The organism is Bacillus sp. ISL-75, from assembly GCF_018613095.1.
In genome coordinates, this window is sequence record NZ_JAGGQX010000015.1 from 14578 (window position 1) to 32955 (window position 18378).

At 44.7% G+C, this 18378-nt stretch carries 16 protein-coding genes; 15 read left to right on the forward strand and 1 reads right to left on the reverse strand.

Annotation, left to right across the window (positions count from 1 at the left end):
* The first annotated feature begins 82 nt into the window (after positions 1 to 82).
* The 4 genes from icmF (at position 83) to J7E63_RS06580 (ending at position 6266) form a co-directional block, all read left to right on the forward strand.
* The gene (gene icmF, locus J7E63_RS06565) at positions 83 to 3328 is read left to right on the forward strand and encodes a fused isobutyryl-CoA mutase/GTPase IcmF (RefSeq protein ID WP_215010741.1); all 3246 of its coding nucleotides are present in this window, start codon (positions 83 to 85) and stop codon (positions 3326 to 3328) included.
* Between the two features lie 150 nt (positions 3329 to 3478).
* Positions 3479 to 3676 carry a hypothetical protein gene (locus J7E63_RS06570; RefSeq protein ID WP_168241305.1) on the forward strand — a complete coding sequence of 66 codons (198 nt, stop codon included), beginning with the start codon at positions 3479 to 3481 and terminating at the stop codon, positions 3674 to 3676.
* 205 nt (positions 3677 to 3881) lie between these two features.
* Positions 3882 to 4457 carry a DNA-directed RNA polymerase subunit delta gene (gene rpoE / locus J7E63_RS06575; RefSeq protein WP_215010742.1) on the forward strand — a complete coding sequence of 192 codons (576 nt, stop codon included), beginning with the start codon at positions 3882 to 3884 and terminating at the stop codon, positions 4455 to 4457.
* Between the two features lie 213 nt (positions 4458 to 4670).
* A complete protein-coding gene (locus tag J7E63_RS06580; protein ID WP_215010743.1) occupies positions 4671 to 6266 on the forward strand; it encodes a CTP synthase in 1596 nt (531 codons plus the stop codon).
* A 387-nt stretch (positions 6267 to 6653) separates the two neighbouring features.
* Here the strand turns inward: J7E63_RS06580 and J7E63_RS06585 are convergent, their stop codons facing one another.
* On the reverse strand, positions 6654 to 7160 hold the full coding sequence (locus tag J7E63_RS06585; protein ID WP_215010744.1) for a DUF2529 domain-containing protein: 507 nt from the start codon (positions 7158 to 7160) through the stop codon (positions 6654 to 6656).
* A gap of 171 nt (positions 7161 to 7331) precedes the next feature.
* Between J7E63_RS06585 and J7E63_RS06590 the strand changes: the two genes are divergently transcribed.
* The 11 genes from J7E63_RS06590 (at position 7332) to spoIIR (ending at position 18316) form a co-directional block, all read left to right on the forward strand.
* The gene (locus J7E63_RS06590; protein WP_066248710.1) at positions 7332 to 7703 is read left to right on the forward strand and encodes a response regulator; all 372 of its coding nucleotides are present in this window, start codon (positions 7332 to 7334) and stop codon (positions 7701 to 7703) included.
* 248 nt (positions 7704 to 7951) lie between these two features.
* Positions 7952 to 8809, forward strand: a complete 858-nt coding sequence (locus J7E63_RS06595) for a class II fructose-bisphosphate aldolase (RefSeq protein ID WP_215010745.1) — start codon at positions 7952 to 7954, stop codon at positions 8807 to 8809.
* Between the two features lie 357 nt (positions 8810 to 9166).
* Complete coding sequence (locus J7E63_RS06600; protein WP_215010746.1) at positions 9167 to 10453, forward strand: UDP-N-acetylglucosamine 1-carboxyvinyltransferase; 1287 nt, start codon at positions 9167 to 9169, stop codon at positions 10451 to 10453.
* Positions 10454 to 10506: 53 nt separating this feature from the next.
* Positions 10507 to 11469, forward strand: a complete 963-nt coding sequence (glpX, locus tag J7E63_RS06605; RefSeq protein ID WP_088090225.1) for a class II fructose-bisphosphatase — start codon at positions 10507 to 10509, stop codon at positions 11467 to 11469.
* Positions 11470 to 11775: 306 nt separating this feature from the next.
* Positions 11776 to 13041, forward strand: coding sequence for a transcription termination factor Rho (rho, locus tag J7E63_RS06610; protein WP_088090224.1), 1266 nt, complete (start codon positions 11776 to 11778; stop codon positions 13039 to 13041).
* A gap of 241 nt (positions 13042 to 13282) precedes the next feature.
* Complete coding sequence (gene rpmE / locus J7E63_RS06615; RefSeq protein WP_088090223.1) at positions 13283 to 13498, forward strand: 50S ribosomal protein L31; 216 nt, start codon at positions 13283 to 13285, stop codon at positions 13496 to 13498.
* Between the two features lie 108 nt (positions 13499 to 13606).
* Complete coding sequence (locus J7E63_RS06620; RefSeq protein ID WP_215010767.1) at positions 13607 to 14206, forward strand: thymidine kinase; 600 nt, start codon at positions 13607 to 13609, stop codon at positions 14204 to 14206.
* A gap of 341 nt (positions 14207 to 14547) precedes the next feature.
* Entirely contained in the window at positions 14548 to 15060 is a 513-nt protein-coding gene (locus J7E63_RS06625) for a hypothetical protein (RefSeq protein ID WP_215010747.1), read from the forward strand.
* A gap of 180 nt (positions 15061 to 15240) precedes the next feature.
* Positions 15241 to 16314: a peptide chain release factor 1 gene (prfA, locus tag J7E63_RS06630; protein WP_215010748.1), complete on the forward strand. Its 1074-nt coding sequence runs from the start codon at positions 15241 to 15243 to the stop codon at positions 16312 to 16314.
* Positions 16307 to 17254, forward strand: coding sequence for a peptide chain release factor N(5)-glutamine methyltransferase (gene prmC / locus J7E63_RS06635; protein ID WP_215010749.1), 948 nt, complete (start codon positions 16307 to 16309; stop codon positions 17252 to 17254). The genes prfA and prmC overlap by 8 nt, the downstream gene beginning before the upstream one ends.
* 144 nt (positions 17255 to 17398) lie before the next feature.
* Positions 17399 to 18316: a stage II sporulation protein R gene (gene spoIIR / locus J7E63_RS06640; protein ID WP_215010750.1), complete on the forward strand. Its 918-nt coding sequence runs from the start codon at positions 17399 to 17401 to the stop codon at positions 18314 to 18316.
* Positions 18317 to 18378 lie beyond the last annotated feature (62 nt).

Here is an 18378-nt window from a genome sequence, read left to right on the forward strand (position 1 = left end):
GAGTTCATTTTTATAAAATGTTTGAATGGGCTAAAAGTAGATGCGTTTATTTTTATAAAAATGGTTTAAAAGGAGGACTACTATGGGAAATTATCAGCCGAAGCATCATATTCGCTTTGTCACGGCTTCGAGTTTGTTTGACGGGCATGATGCTTCCATCAATATTATGAGGCGTATTCTTCAGGCAAGCGGGGCCGAGGTCATTCATCTTGGCCATAATCGCTCGGTTGAGGAGGTTGTGAACGCGGCGATTCAGGAGGATGTGCAGGGGATTGCGATTTCTTCGTATCAAGGCGGGCATGTTGAATACTTTAAATATATGTACGATTTACTGAAGGAAAAAGGGGCGCCGAACATCCGCATTTATGGCGGCGGCGGCGGTGTGATTATCCCGCGGGAAATAAATGAGCTGCATGAGTACGGGATTGCGTGGATTTTTTCACCGGAAGATGGCCGGAAGTTAGGGCTTCAAGGGATGATTGACCGGATGCTGGAGGAGTGCGATTTTGCGACGGTTCCGCTGGATGTGGCTGAACAAATGGAGAAGCTTCCGACGAGTGATGTGAATGCGGTGGCGAAGTTGATTACCTTGGCAGAACTTCATGTCGATAAACGGAACGAGGCAGCGGCAACGGTTGAGCAGGTGCTTGACCAAGTAAAGTCACTGGAGAAGCGGATTCCAGTCGTCGGGATCACGGGTACGGGCGGAGCCGGAAAAAGTTCGTTGACCGATGAATTGATCCGCCGCTTTATTAATGAATTGCCGGATAAAAAGGTGGCGATTCTGTCGGTGGATCCAACCAAGCAAAAGACGGGCGGTGCGCTGTTAGGGGACCGGATCCGCATGAATGCGATTTTTTCGCCGAATGTGTATATGCGCAGTCTGGCGACAAGACATTCGAAAAGTGAATTATCACTGGCGATCAGCGATGCGGTTGCCGTCACCAAGGCCGCTGGCTTTGACCTCGTGATTGTCGAAACGAGCGGGATTGGCCAGGGGGATGCGGAAATCACGGAGATTTGCGATGTGTCCTTGTACGTGATGACGAGTGAATTTGGAGCGCCGTCCCAGCTTGAAAAGATTGATATGATTGATTTTGCTGACCTGATTGTCATTAATAAGTTTGAGCGCAAGGGCTCGGAGGATGCAAGGCGTCAGGTGCAAAAGCAGTATCAGCGGAGCCATATGCTGTTTGAAAAAGAAATCGATGATATGCCGGTTTATGGAACGATTGCGAGCCAGTTCAATGATCTGGGCACGAATGCATTGTTCGCGGCTCTGATTGAAAAAATTAATGACAAAATGGGCACGGGCTGGGTGACTTCTTTTAGTAAAAATGCCCTTGTAGAGAAGCAAAATGTGATTATCCCAACCGACCGTCGTTATTATTTACGTGAAATATCTGAAACGGTGCGCGGTTATCATAAGAAAGCCGAAGAACAGGCGAATATTGCCCGGAAGTTATTCCAGTTAGAAGGGGCGATCGAAGCGGTAAGCGATGCGGCGGTGATTGCTGCTTTAGAAGTGGTGAAGCAAGAAACCGAGGCGCGTCTGACACCAGAATCACGGAAAATTCTTGATTCGTGGGCACAGACAAAGGCGGCCTATTCTGGCGATAAGTTTGTGACGAGGATTCGTGATAAAGAGATTATCACGGTGTTAAAAACGAAAAGTCTTTCAGGGCTCGACATTCCGAAAGTGGTGCTGCCGAGGTATAAGGATTATGGTGAAATTCTGCGCTGGGTATACCAGGAAAATGTGCCGGGTTCGTTCCCGTATACGGCGGGGGTATTCCCGTTCAAGCGTGAGGGGGAAGATCCGAAACGGCAGTTTGCGGGCGAAGGGACACCGGAGCGGACGAATCGCCGCTTCCATTATTTATCGAAGGATGATGAGGCGAAACGGTTAAGTACCGCGTTTGACTCTGTGACATTGTACGGTGAAGACCCGGATTACCGCCCGGATATTTTCGGGAAAATCGGGGAGAGCGGCGTCAGTGTTTGTACGTTAGATGATATGAAAAAGCTGTATGACGGCTTTGACCTGTGCCATCCGTCGACATCGGTTTCGATGACCATTAATGGACCAGCACCGATCATTTTAGCGATGTTTATGAATACCGCGATTGATCAGCAGGTGCAGCGGAAGGAAGCGGACCTTGGCCGTGTGTTAACAGTTGAAGAGTTTGCGGAGGTACGGGCCTATACGTTACGGACGGTGCGCGGTACGGTGCAGGCCGATATTTTAAAAGAAGACCAAGGACAAAATACATGTATTTTTTCAACCGAGTTTGCTCTAAGGATGATGGGTGATATTCAGCAATATTTCATCGAACATCTTGTACGCAATTATTATTCAGTGTCAATTTCGGGCTATCATATTGCGGAAGCCGGTGCGAATCCGATTTCGCAGCTGGCGTTTACATTGTCAAATGGGTTTACGTATGTGGAATACTATTTAAGCCGCGGCATGAACATTGATGATTTTGCCCCGAACTTATCGTTCTTTTTCTCGAATGGCTTGGATCCAGAATATACGGTGATTGGACGTGTCGCACGACGAATTTGGGCAACGGTGATGCGCGATAAATACGGCGCCAACGAGCGCAGCCAAAAATTAAAGTATCATGTCCAGACGTCTGGCCGTTCGCTCCATGCCCAGGAAATTGACTTTAATGATATCCGGACGACACTGCAGGCATTAATGGCCCTGCAGGATAACTGTAATTCGCTCCATACAAATGCATATGATGAGGCCATTACGACGCCGACGGAAGAATCAGTACGCCGGGCGATGGCGATTCAAATGATTATTACCAAAGAACATGGTTTAGCGAAAAATGAAAATCCGTTGCAAGGTTCGTTTATTGTCGAGGAGCTGACCGATCTTGTCGAGGAAGCGGTATTACAAGAGTTTGAGCGTTTGAATGACCGCGGCGGTGTGCTTGGTTCGATGGAAACACAGTATCAGCGCGGTAAAATTCAAGATGAATCGATGTACTATGAAATGAAAAAGCATACCGGCGAATTACCGATTATTGGCGTGAATACGTATTTGAACCCGAATCCTCCGTCAGCGGAAGATGTCAACAATATGGAAATAGCGCGCGCTTCTTACGAAGAGAAGGAACTGCAGATCGTCAATTTACGCACCTTCCAGGAAAGTCATGCTGATGCTTCAGGAGCAGCATTGAAGCGCTTAAAAGAGGCCGCCGTCAACAATGGCAATATTTTTGCCGAATTAATGGAAACCGTTAAAGTAGCCAGCCTCGGGCAAATCACGAGAGCCCTGTACGAAGTGGGCGGACAATATCGACGAAATATGTAAAGTACGGTGTCAGGCACCATGTGAATGTTTCACATGGTGCCTGACACCAATTTTTGTAATAAAACTTTTTTTATGAGATATTAATATTTGCGTTAATCTTATATAATCGTTTTAGCGTACATATTTCGAGGGTTTTGGGCAGGTGAGCAAATGAAGGTAAGTCATATATTAGTGGTTTTAATTGTTTGTGCCTGGCCATTAAATTATCTCTATCAACGTCAGTTGGGCGCAATTTCGTTCCTGCTGCTAGCAATCTTCTTTCTAGTGATATCTATTAAGGAGATGAGAAAGCAGAAGCAAGCCAAGAAAACGGATAGTGAAAAGGCTCATCCGCAAAAATTCAAGTGAAACAACGACTAGCACTAGCATAAACCGGAAGAATTTGTTTATAATGAAGAATATGTATTTTTAAGAGAAAAACGGAAGCACCCGTTTAGCGAAGTATGCTAGTCGCTGGAGCTGGAAAATTCTCAAGTTTATATTAATCAACCTTATTGTTATGTCCGTTAATCACTCATTTAAGAGTGTTAAATAGAGAAAGGAAGTGCCCATATTGAGTTTAGCACAATACTCAAAAGAGGAATTAAAAGAGTTTTCCCTTATGGAAATGGCTTTTGAATTTTTGAAAAATAGTAAGGAGCCGATCGCCTTTAGTGATCTATTAAAAGAAATTAAGAAGGCATCGGGGATTACTGAGCAAGAAATTCAATCAAGAATTGCACAATTTTACACCGACATAAATGTAGATGGCCGTTTCCTTTCATTAGGAAGTAACCGCTGGGGACTTCGCGTTTGGTATCCAGTCGATACTGCTGAGGAAGAGGTTGTCACCGTTGTGAAACCTAAGAAGAAAAAGGCGAAGAAGGTTGTCGACGAAGAAGATTTCGATGAAATCGATGAAGTCGATGAAATTGAAGATGATTTTGATGACTTTGATGATGAAGATGATCTCCTTGACGATGAGGATGATCTTGATATCGACGAAGTAGACGAGTTTGATGAAGACGATGATGATGATGTGATTGAGGATGAGCTCGAGATTGACCTCGATGAAGAAGATGAAGACCTCGATGATGATCTTGAGGAAGAAGAAGTATTCGATGATGAGGAAGAAGTAGAAAAAGATTAATCAACTTGACTTTTTTTGCATGCCCTTGTAGAATCACTTTTGGGCTCCTTAAAAAAGGACGATACGTTATTTACTTATAATACGCTCCCTACTAAGAGTAGGAGAGCGTTTTTTATTGTTCCAAATTTTTTCGGGCGTAAGGAAAATATTTTTTTACAAAAACCCTTAAACAAACTGAATAATGTACAAACTGTATAAGAGGGGGAAATATTTATGACAAAATATATTTTTGTAACTGGTGGTGTGGTTTCATCACTGGGAAAAGGAATTACAGCAGCATCTTTAGGACGCTTATTGAAAAATCGGGGCGTGAATGTGACCATTCAAAAATTCGACCCTTACATTAACGTTGACCCTGGAACAATGAGTCCGTACCAGCACGGTGAAGTATTCGTTACCGGTGATGGCGCTGAAACCGATTTGGACTTAGGTCACTATGAGCGTTTTATCGACATCAACCTAAACAAGTACAGCAACGTAACAACCGGAAAAATTTATTCGACGGTTTTACGGAAAGAGCGCCGCGGTGATTATTTGGGTGCAACCGTACAGGTTATTCCGCATATCACCAATGAAATTAAGGAGCGCTGCTTCCGCGCCGGTAAAGAAACGAATGCCGATGTCGTGATTACGGAGATCGGCGGAACGGTAGGCGATATTGAATCACTCCCATTCCTTGAGGCAATTCGCCAAATCAAGAGCGATATCGGCTCGGAAAATGTGATGTACATTCACTGTACGCTGATTCCGTATATTAAAGCAGCGGGTGAAATGAAAACCAAGCCGACCCAGCACAGTGTGAAAGAGCTGCGTAGCCTTGGAATTCAGCCAAACATTATTGTCGTGCGGACGGAAATGCCCGTTTCACAGGATATGAAGGATAAAATTGCCTTGTTCTGTGATATTGATGCAAAAGCTGTAATCGAATGTCGCGATGCCGATACACTTTATTCGATTCCACTAGCGCTTCAAGATCAAAATATGGACCAAATCGTCTGCGATCATTTGAAATTAGTTACGAACGAAGCGGATATGACGGAGTGGAAAGCACTCGTTGACCGCGTCATCAACCTTTCGAATAAGACGCGCATTGGTCTTGTCGGAAAATATGTGGAGCTTCAGGATGCTTATATTTCTGTCGTTGAAGCGATGAAACATGCGGGTTATGCGTTTGATACCGATGTTGAAATTAAATGGATTAATGCCGAAGAGGTTACACGTGAAAATGTGGCTGAGTTATTGAATGATGTCGATGGTGTCCTTGTTCCGGGCGGCTTTGGTGACCGCGGGATTGAAGGGAAAATTGAAGCGACGCGCTATGCTCGTGAACAGAAGAAGCCATTCCTTGGTATTTGTTTAGGAATGCAGCTGGCAACGATTGAATTTGCCCGCAATGTGCTTGGACTTCAAGGTGCACATTCTGCAGAATTTGATGCGGATACAGCTCATCCGATTATCGATTTGCTTCCAGAGCAGAAGGATGTTGAGGATTTAGGCGGCACGTTGCGTTTAGGTCTTTATCCTGCGCGTATTGTTGAGGGCTCGAAGGCGTTTGAAGCGTATGCCGAAGAGGTTATTTATGAGCGCCACCGCCATCGTTATGAGTTTAACAATCATTATCGTCAAGACATGGAAGCTCGCGGCTTTGTGTTCTCTGGGACTAGCCCGGACGGCCGTTTAGTGGAGATTGTCGAATTGAAGGACCATCCGTGGTTTGTAGCTTCGCAGTTCCATCCGGAATTCGTCTCTAGACCAACACGTCCGCAGCCCTTGTTCCGTGACTTTATTAAAGCAACAATTCAAAAATAAGTTATGTGGTCAGGATCAGCTTAGTTTGCTGGTCCTGTTTTTTTATCTTTGGGTTTTTCTAAAAAGGGTATTTGGGTCAGGTTATACAAAGGTGACTTTTATAAAAAGGTAACTTGCAGTGAAATATATATAGGGGATTTTTGTAAAAGTGGTATTAACATCATGTGGGTAGTTTCCATATATTGTCTAATTGCACAAAACTACTTCAAAATGGCACAAAACCTTTTGGAAATGGCACAAAAGCATGCCAAAAAAGCACAAAACCACCTGGTATTGGCACAAAACCACCCCAAAATGGCACAAAAGCCCAAAGTCTATAATTTTGACCACTTAACCCCCCGGGAAATAATCAAAGGCAATAAAAAAAACAGGGTTATTCACCCCGTTTTACTCCTCATATTCCGCTAAAATCTCCTCAATCGTAAATTTCAAGCCGAAATAAACGAATAATGCTGCCATTGATGATGGATATCCATAACGGTTTCCAAAATCATCGGGGAGGAGGCCTTTCGTCAGCCGCAAATCGATATGGAGATCGGCCAACTCTTGCAATTTTCCACCCTCCGGTACAGCCGTGGAAACAGCCACAAAAGGTATCATCTTTTCCTGAAGTTGAGCGGCCACCTCCATAGCGTCTTCATCACTTGAATACCGCGAGAAAATCAGCACCCGATCAGAGTCAGTTAGCTCTCCCACGTGCTCAAACACCTTTGCGCCCTTTAATGGTTCGGCACCCTCTAAAGCTTCAAACTCAACCGCCTTCATTTCCTTCGTGGCAAAAATATATATCGGCCCTTGCGCAAGCAAGCGGGCACCATCTTCAAAGGAATATTCCTCTTTTTCCTCAATCCGCTTCAATAGACCGGTTAATTGAGTAGTAAACATTTTTAACATAAAAACCCTCCTATTCACCCTCTTATTATAAGCATTTTTATGCCACTGCAAAAATAAAAGAAAAATATCAAAATTTCTGCAGGAGAATTTCTCTATCAGCGAGAAATATAACAAGTGAGAGATATAGGGGATAATAAAAAAGCAATTTAAAAATAAGGAAGAGGTGGAGTTATGAAAGAGAAAATTTTAATTGTTGATGATCAGTTTGGCATTCGAATCCTGCTAAATGAAGTGTTTCAAAAAGAAGGGTATCAGACCTTTCAGGCTGCCAATGGCATTCAGGCCCTTGAAATTGTAACAAAGCATGACCCCGACCTTGTCCTATTGGATATGAAAATTCCTGGAATGGACGGAATCGAGATTTTAAAAAGAATGAAAGTAATCGATCCTGACATTCGCGTCATTATCATGACAGCTTATGGCGAGTTGGATATGATTCAAGAAGCGAAGGACCTTGGAGCAATTACTCATTTTGCCAAGCCTTTTGACATTGATGATATTCGTGCAGCCGTTCGAAAACACATCCCTCAAAAGATGAATTAACGTCATTTTTTTATAAAAAACATAAGAACTGTGGGAATAGTTAAATGGACGCGCTTTCATTATGAAAGTTTATAAAACTCTGTCTTTTTAATGGCATTTCGAACCTTGGTTTGATATGATACATATGAACTTTTTACTGTTTGGTTATCTTTTTCAAGTAATACATAATCCGTAAAATTGAGGGAAAACCTTAATATGGAAGGCTCATTTTTGAAAAAGATAGCGACCTAAACTAAGGAGGAAGAGAAATGCCATTAGTTTCAATGAAAGAAATGCTCATCAAAGCAAAAGCAGAAGGATATGCGGTTGGGCAATTTAACTTAAATAACCTAGAATTTACACAAGCCATTCTTCAAGCTGCACAAGCTGAAAATTCACCAGTTATCCTTGGGGTATCTGAAGGTGCTGCCCGTTATATGTCCGGCTTCAAAACCGTTGTAAAAATGGTTGAAGGCTTAATGGAAGACTTGAAAGTGACAGTACCAGTGGCCATTCACCTTGACCACGGTTCAAGCTTTGAAAAATGTAAAGAAGCGATTGATGCAGGCTTCACATCTGTTATGATCGATGCTTCTCACCACCCATTTGAAGAAAATATCGAAATTACTTCTAAAGTAGTTGACTATGCTCATTCAAAAGGTGTTTCTGTTGAAGCGGAACTAGGAACTGTTGGCGGCCAAGAAGACGATGTTATCGCTGAAGGCGTCATTTACGCAGATCCAAAAGAATGTGAAGAACTTGTAAAACGTACAGGTATCGACTGCCTTGCACCTGCATTAGGTTCTGTTCACGGTCCATACAAAGGCGAACCAAACCTTGGTTTTGCTGAGATGGAAGAAATCGGCAAGATTACTGGTCTTCCATTAGTCCTTCACGGCGGAACTGGTATCCCATTAAAGGATATCCAAAAATCTGTTTCACTTGGAACAGCCAAAATCAACGTGAACACAGAAAATCAAATCGCATCTGCAAAAGCTGTTCGTGAATCATTAGCTGCTAAACCTGAAGAATACGATCCACGTAAATATTTAGGACCAGCTCGTGATGCCATCAAAGCAACCGTTATTGGCAAAATTCGTGAATTCGGTTCTTCAGGCAAAGCGTAAGATAAGTCTGCAAAATGGGAACAATGTCGAATGCCAAACGACATTTCATATTTGTCCCAATTATGATAAAATGAAACCGTCCTTGATGTAAGGGCGGTTTCAGTCTGTAAAAAGAAAACTGAAAATTTAGTCGAAGCCTTCCTAAAAGACTAGAGTTTCGGTGGATAAACATAATTTTCCAGTTTTACGAAAAAAATTTGCATTCCCATACATGAAAATAGAATTTTGGTGTAAACTAAAGGATAGACAAACTGTCGGATTTTGACTTTTCATGATGGAAAAATATACCTAGAGCCTCATTCAGTAATAAGCGGATGTGTACCGATTGACTTACAAGGGCTTAGAAGGGAGTCGAAAATGGAAAAACTTAAAATTGCGGGTGGATATCCGTTAAAGGGAACTGTACGGATCAGCGGGGCAAAAAACAGTGCCGTCGCATTAATTCCTGCAACAATTTTAGCGGAATCACCAGTGACAATTGAGGGATTACCGGACATTTCAGATGTTGAAATCTTGAAGGACCTTCTTGAAGAAATCGGCGGAAATGTTCAGCTCTCTGACAACGATATGACGGTCGACCCATCTACCATGATTTCCATGCCCCTGCCAAACGGGAAAGTAAAAAAGCTCCGTGCTTCTTATTACTTAATGGGTGCGATGCTCGGCCGGTTTAAAAAGGCGGTAATTGGCTTACCTGGCGGCTGCCATTTAGGACCAAGACCGATTGATCAGCATATTAAAGGTTTCGAAGCACTTGGGGCCCAAATCACCAATGAACAAGGGGCGATTTATTTACGGGCGGACGAGCTTCGCGGCGCACGGATTTATCTCGACGTCGTCAGTGTGGGAGCAACGATTAATATCATGTTGGCGGCTGTTCGGGCCAAAGGCCGGACGGTGATTGAAAATGCGGCGAAAGAGCCAGAAATCATTGATGTGGCGACGCTGCTAACAAGTATGGGTGCGAAAATTAAAGGCGCAGGAACCGACGTGATCCGCATCGATGGTGTGGAATCACTCCATGGATGCCGCCACACCATTATTCCGGACCGAATTGAAGCTGGCACGTATATGATTTTAGGCGCAGCAGTGGGCGAAGGCGTGTTAATTGATAACGTCATCCCGCAGCATTTAGAATCATTAATTGCCAAACTGCGCGAAATGGGTGTTCGTGTCGAATCCGGCGATGATCAAGTGTTTGTTGACGGGTCAACAAAATTAAAGGCTGTCGATATTAAAACGCTTGTTTATCCTGGGTTTCCGACCGATTTACAGCAACCGTTTACAACACTCCTGACAAAAGCTGCCGGCTCAAGTGTTGTGACAGACACGATTTACGGTGCCCGCTTTAAACATATCGATGAACTTAGAAGAATGAACGCCAATATTAAGGTGGAAGGACGCTCAGCCATCATAAATGGCCCGATTCAGCTTCAAGGTGCCAAAGTGAAGGCAAGCGACCTCAGGGCAGGAGCCGCTCTTGTCATTGCCGGTTTGATTGCCGAAGGAATTACTGAAGTAACGGGTCTTGAACATATCGACCGCGGCTACAGTGACATTGTCGGAAAATTAAACGGACTCGGTGCAACCATTTGGCGGGAAGCATTGACAAAAGAGGAAGTAGAACAGATGAAGAACACGTAGACAGAAAGCAAAGTTCGGGAGATAAACAAAAGACATAGGGGAGATGGAGACCGATGGAAAGAAGTTTAACGATGGAGCTTGTCCGTGTCACAGAAGCAGCAGCACTAGCTTCAGCCCGTTGGATGGGCCGTGGGAAAAAAGATGAGGCCGATGGTGCAGCTACTTCTGCCATGCGCGATGTGTTTGACACCGTGCCAATGAAGGGAACAGTTGTCATTGGTGAAGGGGAAATGGATGAAGCACCAATGCTTTATATTGGTGAAAAACTTGGGACAGGCTACGGACCACGCGTCGATGTTGCCGTTGACCCGCTCGAAGGGACCAATATTTTAGCATCAGGCGGCTGGAATGCTTTAGCGGTTCTTGCGATTGCTGACCATGGCAACCTTCTTCATGCTCCTGATATGTACATGGAAAAAATCGCGGTTGGGCCCGAAGCAGTCGGACATATTGATATCAATGCGTCTGTTCTAGATAACTTAAAGGCCGTTGCCAAAGCGAAAAATAAAGATATCGAGGATGTCGTGGCGACTGTTTTAAATCGTGAGCGCCATGAGCATATCATTGCCCAGCTTCGTGAAGCAGGGGCAAGAATCAAGTTAATTAATGATGGTGACGTGGCAGGTGCCATTAATACGGCGTTTGACAATACCGGCGTGGATATTCTCTTTGGTTCTGGCGGTGCTCCTGAAGGCGTTCTGTCTGCTGTTGCCTTAAAATGTCTTGGCGGCGAAATCATCGGTAAACTATTGCCGCAAAATGATGCGGAGCTTGAGCGCTGCATCAAGATGGGCCTTGATGTCAATCGCGTCCTGCGGATGGAAGACCTCGTCAAAGGCGATGACGCCATTTTTGCTGCGACAGGGATTACCGACGGAGAATTGCTGCGCGGTGTTCAATTCAAAGGATCCTACGGTTCGACCCACTCAATCGTTATGCGTGCCAAATCAGGCACCGTCCGCTTTGTCGAAGGTCGTCATAGTTTAAAGAAAAAACCTAATTTAGTGATTAAATAGGCGATGCCCCGTGAAGGGTGCCTGACACCAGTGCGTGTCAGGCACCCTTCATGGCATAAAGTCTCTCCTAAATTAAAAAACTCCTATTACACTCGATTAGGAATTTTGAACGAACTCCTTCACAGAAAAAATTCCCAATGAATGAGAATAGAAAATTTAGTTGATTAATTTTTTGCATAGAGGGTAAAATAGTAATTGTTTTTATGCATTTTTCTGCAATTCTATTCATTTCTTACTACTTCTATTTCAATTCCTCAACTCTCTTAATTATTATCTGATTGAAAAAAATAAAAGTGTGGTGCACAAATGGACTTAACAATTTCAAGTTTAGAAAATATGAAGCTGAAGGAGCTTTATGAGCTTGCTCGCGAATATAAAGTGACCTATTACAGCAAATTAACAAAAAAAGAATTAATTTTTGCCATCCTAAAATCTCGTGCAGAGCAGCAGGGGTACTTTTTCATGGAAGGCGTCTTGGAAATCATCCAATCAGAAGGATTTGGATTCTTACGACCAATTAACTACTCGCCAAGCTCAGAGGATATCTATATTTCTGCTTCGCAAATCCGCCGCTTCGACCTTCGTAATGGGGATAAAGTTTCCGGTAAGGTACGACCTCCAAAGGAAAATGAGCGTTATTATGGACTATTGCACGTGGAGGCTGTCAACGGGGAAGATCCGGAATCAGCGAAAGAACGGGTGTACTTCCCAGGCCTCACACCATTATATCCAAACAGACAGATGAAATTAGAAACCACTCAAAAACATCTATCGACAAGGATTATGGATGTTGTGGCACCGGTTGGTTTTGGGCAGCGTGGCTTAATCGTCGCTCCGCCAAAGGCCGGTAAAACAATGCTGTTAAAAGAAATTGCGAACAGCATTACCACGAACCATCCGGAAGTGGAATTAATCATGCTGTTAATCGATGAACGTCCGGAAGAAGTGACCGACATCGAGCGTTCGGTTGCCGGTGACGTGGTTAGTTCGACGTTTGACGAAGTGCCTGAAAATCATATTAAAGTAGCGGAGTTGGTGCTTGACCGCGCGATGCGTTTAGTCGAGCACAAACGCGATGTCGTGATCCTGATGGATAGTATTACGCGTCTGGCTCGTGCATACAACCTTGTAATTCCGCCAAGCGGAAGAACGCTTTCTGGTGGTATTGACCCAGCAGCCTTCCACCGTCCAAAGCGTTTCTTCGGGGCAGCCCGTAATATTGAAGAGGGCGGCAGTTTGACGATTCTTGCGACGGCTTTGGTCGATACAGGCTCACGGATGGATGACGTGATTTATGAGGAATTTAAAGGGACAGGTAATATGGAACTGCACCTTGACCGTCAGCTGGCTGAACGTCGTATTTTCCCTGCGCTTGATATCCGTCGTTCGGGAACGCGTAAGGAAGAACTGCTGATTCCGAAGGATCATTTGGATAAATTATGGGCGATCAGAAAATCGATGTCAGATTCACCAGATTTTGCGGAACGCTTCTTGAAAAAATTAAGACAAACTAAGTCGAATGAAGAGTTCTTCGCGCAACTAGGGGAAGAGCTGAAATCTAGACGTTCGTAGTCGATGCGGTGAAGCGGTCAAATTAAGCCGGTTCTAGTCAATTAGGTATCGGACAACCCTGGTAAAGGGGGGCATAATGGGTTCCTTTTTAAAAAAGAAACCAATAAATCCCAACTTGCCAAACATGGCTTTGCTTGTTATAATGGGTGCAGTGTGTGTTAAGTAAATTGGTGCTTGGTGTTAGACAAGCACATTATATAACTCTGTTTCGAATGATTCAGGGCGGAAGGAGATGAAAAGAATGAAAGCAGGAATTCATCCAAATTATAAAATGGTACAGGTGACTTGTGCATGCGGAAACACTTTTGAAACTGGTTCAGTGAAGAAAGAAATTCGCGTTGAAACTTGTTCAGAATGTCATCCATTCTATACTGGTCGTCAAAAATTCGCTGAAGCTGGCGGACGTGTTGACCGTTTCAACAAGAAATACGGCATCAAGAGCCAACAGCAACAATAATTGTAAAAAGTACAGGCAAGCAGCAATTTACTTGCCTGTTTTTTATTTAAATAAAATTCAAATAATTGATAGATATTTAAGGATTTGCTTGGAAGGAGACGCCGTTTTATGTATTTAATGAAGCAAAGCGGATGGGTTGAGGTTATCTGTGGCAGTATGTTTTCTGGGAAATCGGAGGAATTGATTCGTCGCGTTAGACGTGCTCAGTTCGCCAAACAAAAGATAGCTGTTTTTAAGCCGAAAATTGATAATCGCTATCACGATCAATCTGTCGTTTCTCATAATGGATCTTCTTTTGATGCGAAGCCAATTACTCATTCGATTGAGATTCTTCACCATGTGGAAGCGGATATAGATATTATCGCAATTGATGAGGTTCAGTTTTTTGATGAGGGGATTCTCAGGGTTGTTCAGCAGCTGGCTGACAGCGGCCATCGGGTGGTTTGTGCGGGTCTTGATATGGATTTCCGCGGTGAGCCGTTTGGGCAGATGCCTGCGTTGATGGCGATTGCTGAATCGGTGACGAAGCTGCAGGCGGTCTGTTCTGTTTGTGGTTCGCCTTCAAGCCGGACGCAGCGTCTGATTGATGGACGTCCAGCCTCTTACCATGACCCAGTGATTTTGGTGGGTGCCTCCGAAGCGTACGAGCCCCGCTGCCGTCATCATCACGAAGTCCCAAAAACGGCGTCCTATACCGTTCATGCATAGAGCAAGAAAGTACAAATGAATGTCAGGGTTGGTTGAGTTTACATAATTAGTGCCTGACACCATTGGAAAAACTGTCTGAGAAGGGGATTCTCAGGCAGTTTTTTTGTTTGATTAGGGGGAAATTTGCGGTTTGGCGGAATGTTTGGGTAGTTCGGCGGAATAAACCTCCAGTTCGGCGGAATTCCGGTGAGTTTGGCGGAATCACTTTGGAAGTTGGCGGAATCCCACCCAGTTTTGGCGGATTCATTGTGGGACCGCCAAATTCCGCCCCCCGGACTTGGAAAGAATTCTCTCGACCTGTTGTTGCCGTGACCGGGCATGATAGTAATGGGAGGTGTAAGATGCAAAAATTTATGTTGTTTCTCTCATTAAGTATGTTGTTTTTAGTAAGCGGCTGTAACGGAAATCAGGGTGGGAATCATGGGAATGAAGAAGCTTATGACCTACGGAGTGACCAATCCAAACCCAATTATATGTTCAATCGTGGCAATGACCGCAATACGCCGACGAATATGTCGGATCGGGGCAAGAATAAGCAGCATATGGTCGAAGATGATATCACCAATCAAAATCCGAACTTCCTTGACCTGAAGGGGACAGGAAGCGGTAGCGAAGCTGGTGCGAATAATCAAGGCAACGATATCCAAAAGGCCAAGCAGGTTATCGCGGATTCCGATGAGTTTACGGCCGATTCCATCTGGATTAACGGCGACCGGATGTGGGTTTCTGTTTATAAAAAAGGAATGCAGTCTGAGCGGGGAAAGATTAATGCCGAAGCACGACTCCATAAGAAACTAATCCAGGCCTTGCCGCGGTATAATATTGAAGTACGTGTCAAAGAAGATCGAAGGTAGCATGCTCTGATTATCAGGGCATGTTTTTTCTACGGCCGTAGCTTGGGTTCCTTTTAAAAAAAGGATTTTGACCTGAAAAATCACTCCGTAAAAAAATTTCCCCTTAATTTGGTTTTGACGGTTGTTTCCACCTATACTATAATTAGAATGTTATGGACAAAAAATTGAGGTGAATAGACCGTGTTTGATCGTCTTCAATCGGTGGAAGATCGTTATGATAAGTTGAATGAACTTTTGAGCGACCCACAAATTATTAATGATTCAAAGAAACTTCGTGAATATTCAAAAGAACAATCTGATATACAAGAAACTGTACTAACGTATCGTGAATATAAAGAGGCACGCGAACAGCTTCAGGATGCCAAGGCGATGCTTGATGAGAAGCTGGATGCGGATATGCGTGAAATGGTGAAGGAAGAAGTTAATGAGCTGGAAGCGCAAATCGTTGAGTTGGAAGCTAAGATGAAACTATTGCTGATTCCAAAGGATCCAAATGATGACAAGAACGTTATCTTTGAAATCCGCGGGGCAGCGGGCGGGGACGAAGCGGCCTTGTTTGCTGGAAATTTATATCGCATGTACAGCCGTTATGCGGAAGCACAGGGCTGGAAGACGGAATTGATTGATGCGAACCCGACTGGTCTTGGCGGTTATAAGGAAATTAGTTTTATGATTAACGGCCAAGGTGCTTATTCGAAGTTGAAGTATGAGAACGGTGCACACCGTGTGCAGCGTGTTCCGGAGACGGAGTCAAGCGGCCGGATTCATACGTCGACGGCGACGGTTGTCTGTTTGCCGGAAGCGGAAGAATTAGAAGTGGAAATCAACGATAAAGATATCCGTTTTGATGCGTTTGCGTCAAGTGGCGCCGGCGGACAGTCCGTTAACACGACGATGTCAGCGGTTCGGTTAACGCATATTCCAACTGGGATCGTGGTTTCGATTCAGGATGAGAAATCGCAGCACAAGAACAAAGATAAAGCGATGAAGGTTTTACGCGCACGGATTTATGATAAATATCAACAGGAAGCACAGGCGGAGTTTGATTCTGTCCGTAAATCTGCGGTTGGTACGGGGGACCGTTCGGAGCGGATTCGTACGTATAACTTCCCGCAAAACCGGGTGACGGACCACCGCATCGGCTTGACGATTCAAAAGCTCGATCAAATTTTAGAAGGCAAGCTCGATGATGTCATCGATGCGTTGATTATGGATGATCAAGCGCGCAGGCTGGAAAGTGCCTCTAATGAGTAAAAAAGTCTATGAAGCTCTCCAATGGGCTTCTTCTTTTTTAGTTTCAGCGCGTCGTGATGAGAATGCCGGGGAGCTGTTACTTCGCCATTTTACGGGGATGTCGCGGGCGCAGTTGTTTGCGAATGTCCGCGATGACCTAGCGCCGGGCGTGTGGGAAGTCTTTGAAAAAGCGGTTGGTGAACACGTGAAGGGTGTGCCGGTCCAATATATCATCGGCACGGAGGAGTTTTACGGGCGGCCGTTTATCGTCAATGAAGAGGTGCTGATCCCGAGGCCGGAAACGGAAGAACTTGTCTACGGTGCACTTCAACGGATCAAGCGGCTGTTCAGTGAAGAGCAGGTTATCAGGTTAGCGGATATTGGGACCGGGAGCGGCGCGATTGCGATTACCATGAAGCTGGAAGAAGCGGAACTTCGGGTGTCAGGCACCAAAAATCCTATCAAGCTAGGGGAAATGGTGTCAGGCACCAATTCTCCTGTCGAGCCAGTGTTATTGGTGTCAGGCACTGACATTGCGGAGGCGTCGCTGGCTGTGGCGCGGGAGAATGCTGCCCGGCTTGGGGCGGAGGTGGAGTTTGTTCAGGGGGATTTGCTTGGCCCGTTTATCGAGAGCGGGGCTCGGTTTGATGTGATCCTCTCGAATCCACCGTATATTCCGCTTGGTGATATGACGGCGATGTCGGAGGTTGTGACGGAGCATGAGCCGCACCGGGCTTTGTTTGCGGGGACGGATGGCTTGGATTTTTATCGACGCTTTATGGTCGAGTTACCGAAGGTACTAGAGGAGCGCGCGCTGGTTGGATTTGAAATTGGGGCCGGTCAGGGCGAAGCGGTAGCGGAGCTTTTTCAAAAAGCGTTTGCCAATGCAAAGGTAGAGATTGTGAATGATTTAAATGGCAAGGACCGGATGGTGTTTGCGGAGATCGGCTTCGGGGCTTAGGTTCCGGGGCTTTTTTTAATATAGCCGTCAACTTAAAAAATTGTGTTTGGCGCTTCTGCGTTTCTTTGAAAAATATCAAAATTTAATAGTTTAAGATTCTGGCATTTTGTCCAAAATGAAGGTATCGAAGGGACGGTGCTAGAATTGAAAAGTAAAGTGATTGTTTGGGGATATCTTATCGTTTTGTCTTTAGGGACGATGTTGAGTTTATATATGCCGAAGACGGAAGCCGCGTCGAAAGAATCGATTGTGATTCCTGGTGAAGCGATTCGGCTTAGGATTCTTGCGAATAGTGATTTTGAAGAGGATCAGGCCATTAAACGGAAAGTGCGCGATGCGGTGAATGCACAGATTACCCTGTGGGTTCAGGATTTAACGTCGATGGAAAAAGCAAGAACGGTCATCAAGTCGAAGCTTCCTGAGATTCAAGCGATTTCGGAACAAGTGGTCCGCGACCAAGGGTCTGATCAATCGGTGAAAGTGGAGTTTGGCAAGGTTCAGTTTCCGACGAAATTATATGGTCAATTTTTATATCCTGCTGGTGAATATCAAGCGATTTTGATTACGTTAGGATCGGGGGAAGGCGCGAACTGGTGGTGCGTGCTTTACCCGCCATTATGCTTCCTTGATTTTTCAAATGGTGTAGCTGTCAGTGATGGCTTTGAGGGAGAGAAAAAGGCGAAGGCAAAAACAGTGACTCCTGCTAAATCGGAGGAAAAGGTTGAAAAGGCAAAAACGGTGGCAACGGTTGAAAAGGTAAAAGAAGAAGCAAGCTCAGTTGAGGATAAGAAAGAGGTTGCGGCCAAGGTAGAAAAAGAGGTTGAGGTCAAGGTCAAGGTAGAAAAAGAGGAAAAAGCCGCAACTGTGGACGAAGAAGAAATGAAGAAGCCGGAGAGGCTGATTGAAAAAGATGCACCAGTGTTCAATGAGATAATGGTTGAGGTTGATGATGAGCCAGTGAAGTTGGCTAAAAAGGATGCGCCTGTTTATACCGCTGAAGATGAAAAGCCGGTGGAAGTGAAGTTTTTCGTCGTAGAGATGTGGGAGAAGATGTTTAATTAGACCAGTTCCAACCAATGGGGCTGGTTTTTTGTGTGGAAAAATGCGGCGAGGCTGTGGTCGTT

Bases quoted from the DNA above. Each gene is read 5' to 3' on its own strand.
- icmF (WP_215010741.1), top strand. From the start codon at position 83: ATGGGAAATTATCAGCCGAAGCATCATATTCGCTTTGTCACGGCTTCG.
- J7E63_RS06570 (WP_168241305.1), top strand. From the start codon at position 3,479: ATGAAGGTAAGTCATATATTAGTGGTTTTAATTGTTTGTGCCTGGCCA.
- J7E63_RS06580 (WP_215010743.1), top strand. From the start codon at position 4,671: ATGACAAAATATATTTTTGTAACTGGTGGTGTGGTTTCATCACTGGGA.
- J7E63_RS06585 (WP_215010744.1), bottom strand. From the start codon at position 7,160: ATGTTAAAAATGTTTACTACTCAATTAACCGGTCTATTGAAGCGGATT.
- J7E63_RS06590 (WP_066248710.1), top strand. From the start codon at position 7,332: ATGAAAGAGAAAATTTTAATTGTTGATGATCAGTTTGGCATTCGAATC.
- J7E63_RS06595 (WP_215010745.1), top strand. From the start codon at position 7,952: ATGCCATTAGTTTCAATGAAAGAAATGCTCATCAAAGCAAAAGCAGAA.
- J7E63_RS06600 (WP_215010746.1), top strand. From the start codon at position 9,167: ATGGAAAAACTTAAAATTGCGGGTGGATATCCGTTAAAGGGAACTGTA.
- glpX (WP_088090225.1), top strand. From the start codon at position 10,507: ATGGAAAGAAGTTTAACGATGGAGCTTGTCCGTGTCACAGAAGCAGCA.
- rho (WP_088090224.1), top strand. From the start codon at position 11,776: ATGGACTTAACAATTTCAAGTTTAGAAAATATGAAGCTGAAGGAGCTT.
- rpmE (WP_088090223.1), top strand. From the start codon at position 13,283: ATGAAAGCAGGAATTCATCCAAATTATAAAATGGTACAGGTGACTTGT.
- J7E63_RS06620 (WP_215010767.1), top strand. From the start codon at position 13,607: ATGTATTTAATGAAGCAAAGCGGATGGGTTGAGGTTATCTGTGGCAGT.
- J7E63_RS06625 (WP_215010747.1), top strand. From the start codon at position 14,548: ATGCAAAAATTTATGTTGTTTCTCTCATTAAGTATGTTGTTTTTAGTA.
- prmC (WP_215010749.1), top strand. From the start codon at position 16,307: ATGAGTAAAAAAGTCTATGAAGCTCTCCAATGGGCTTCTTCTTTTTTA.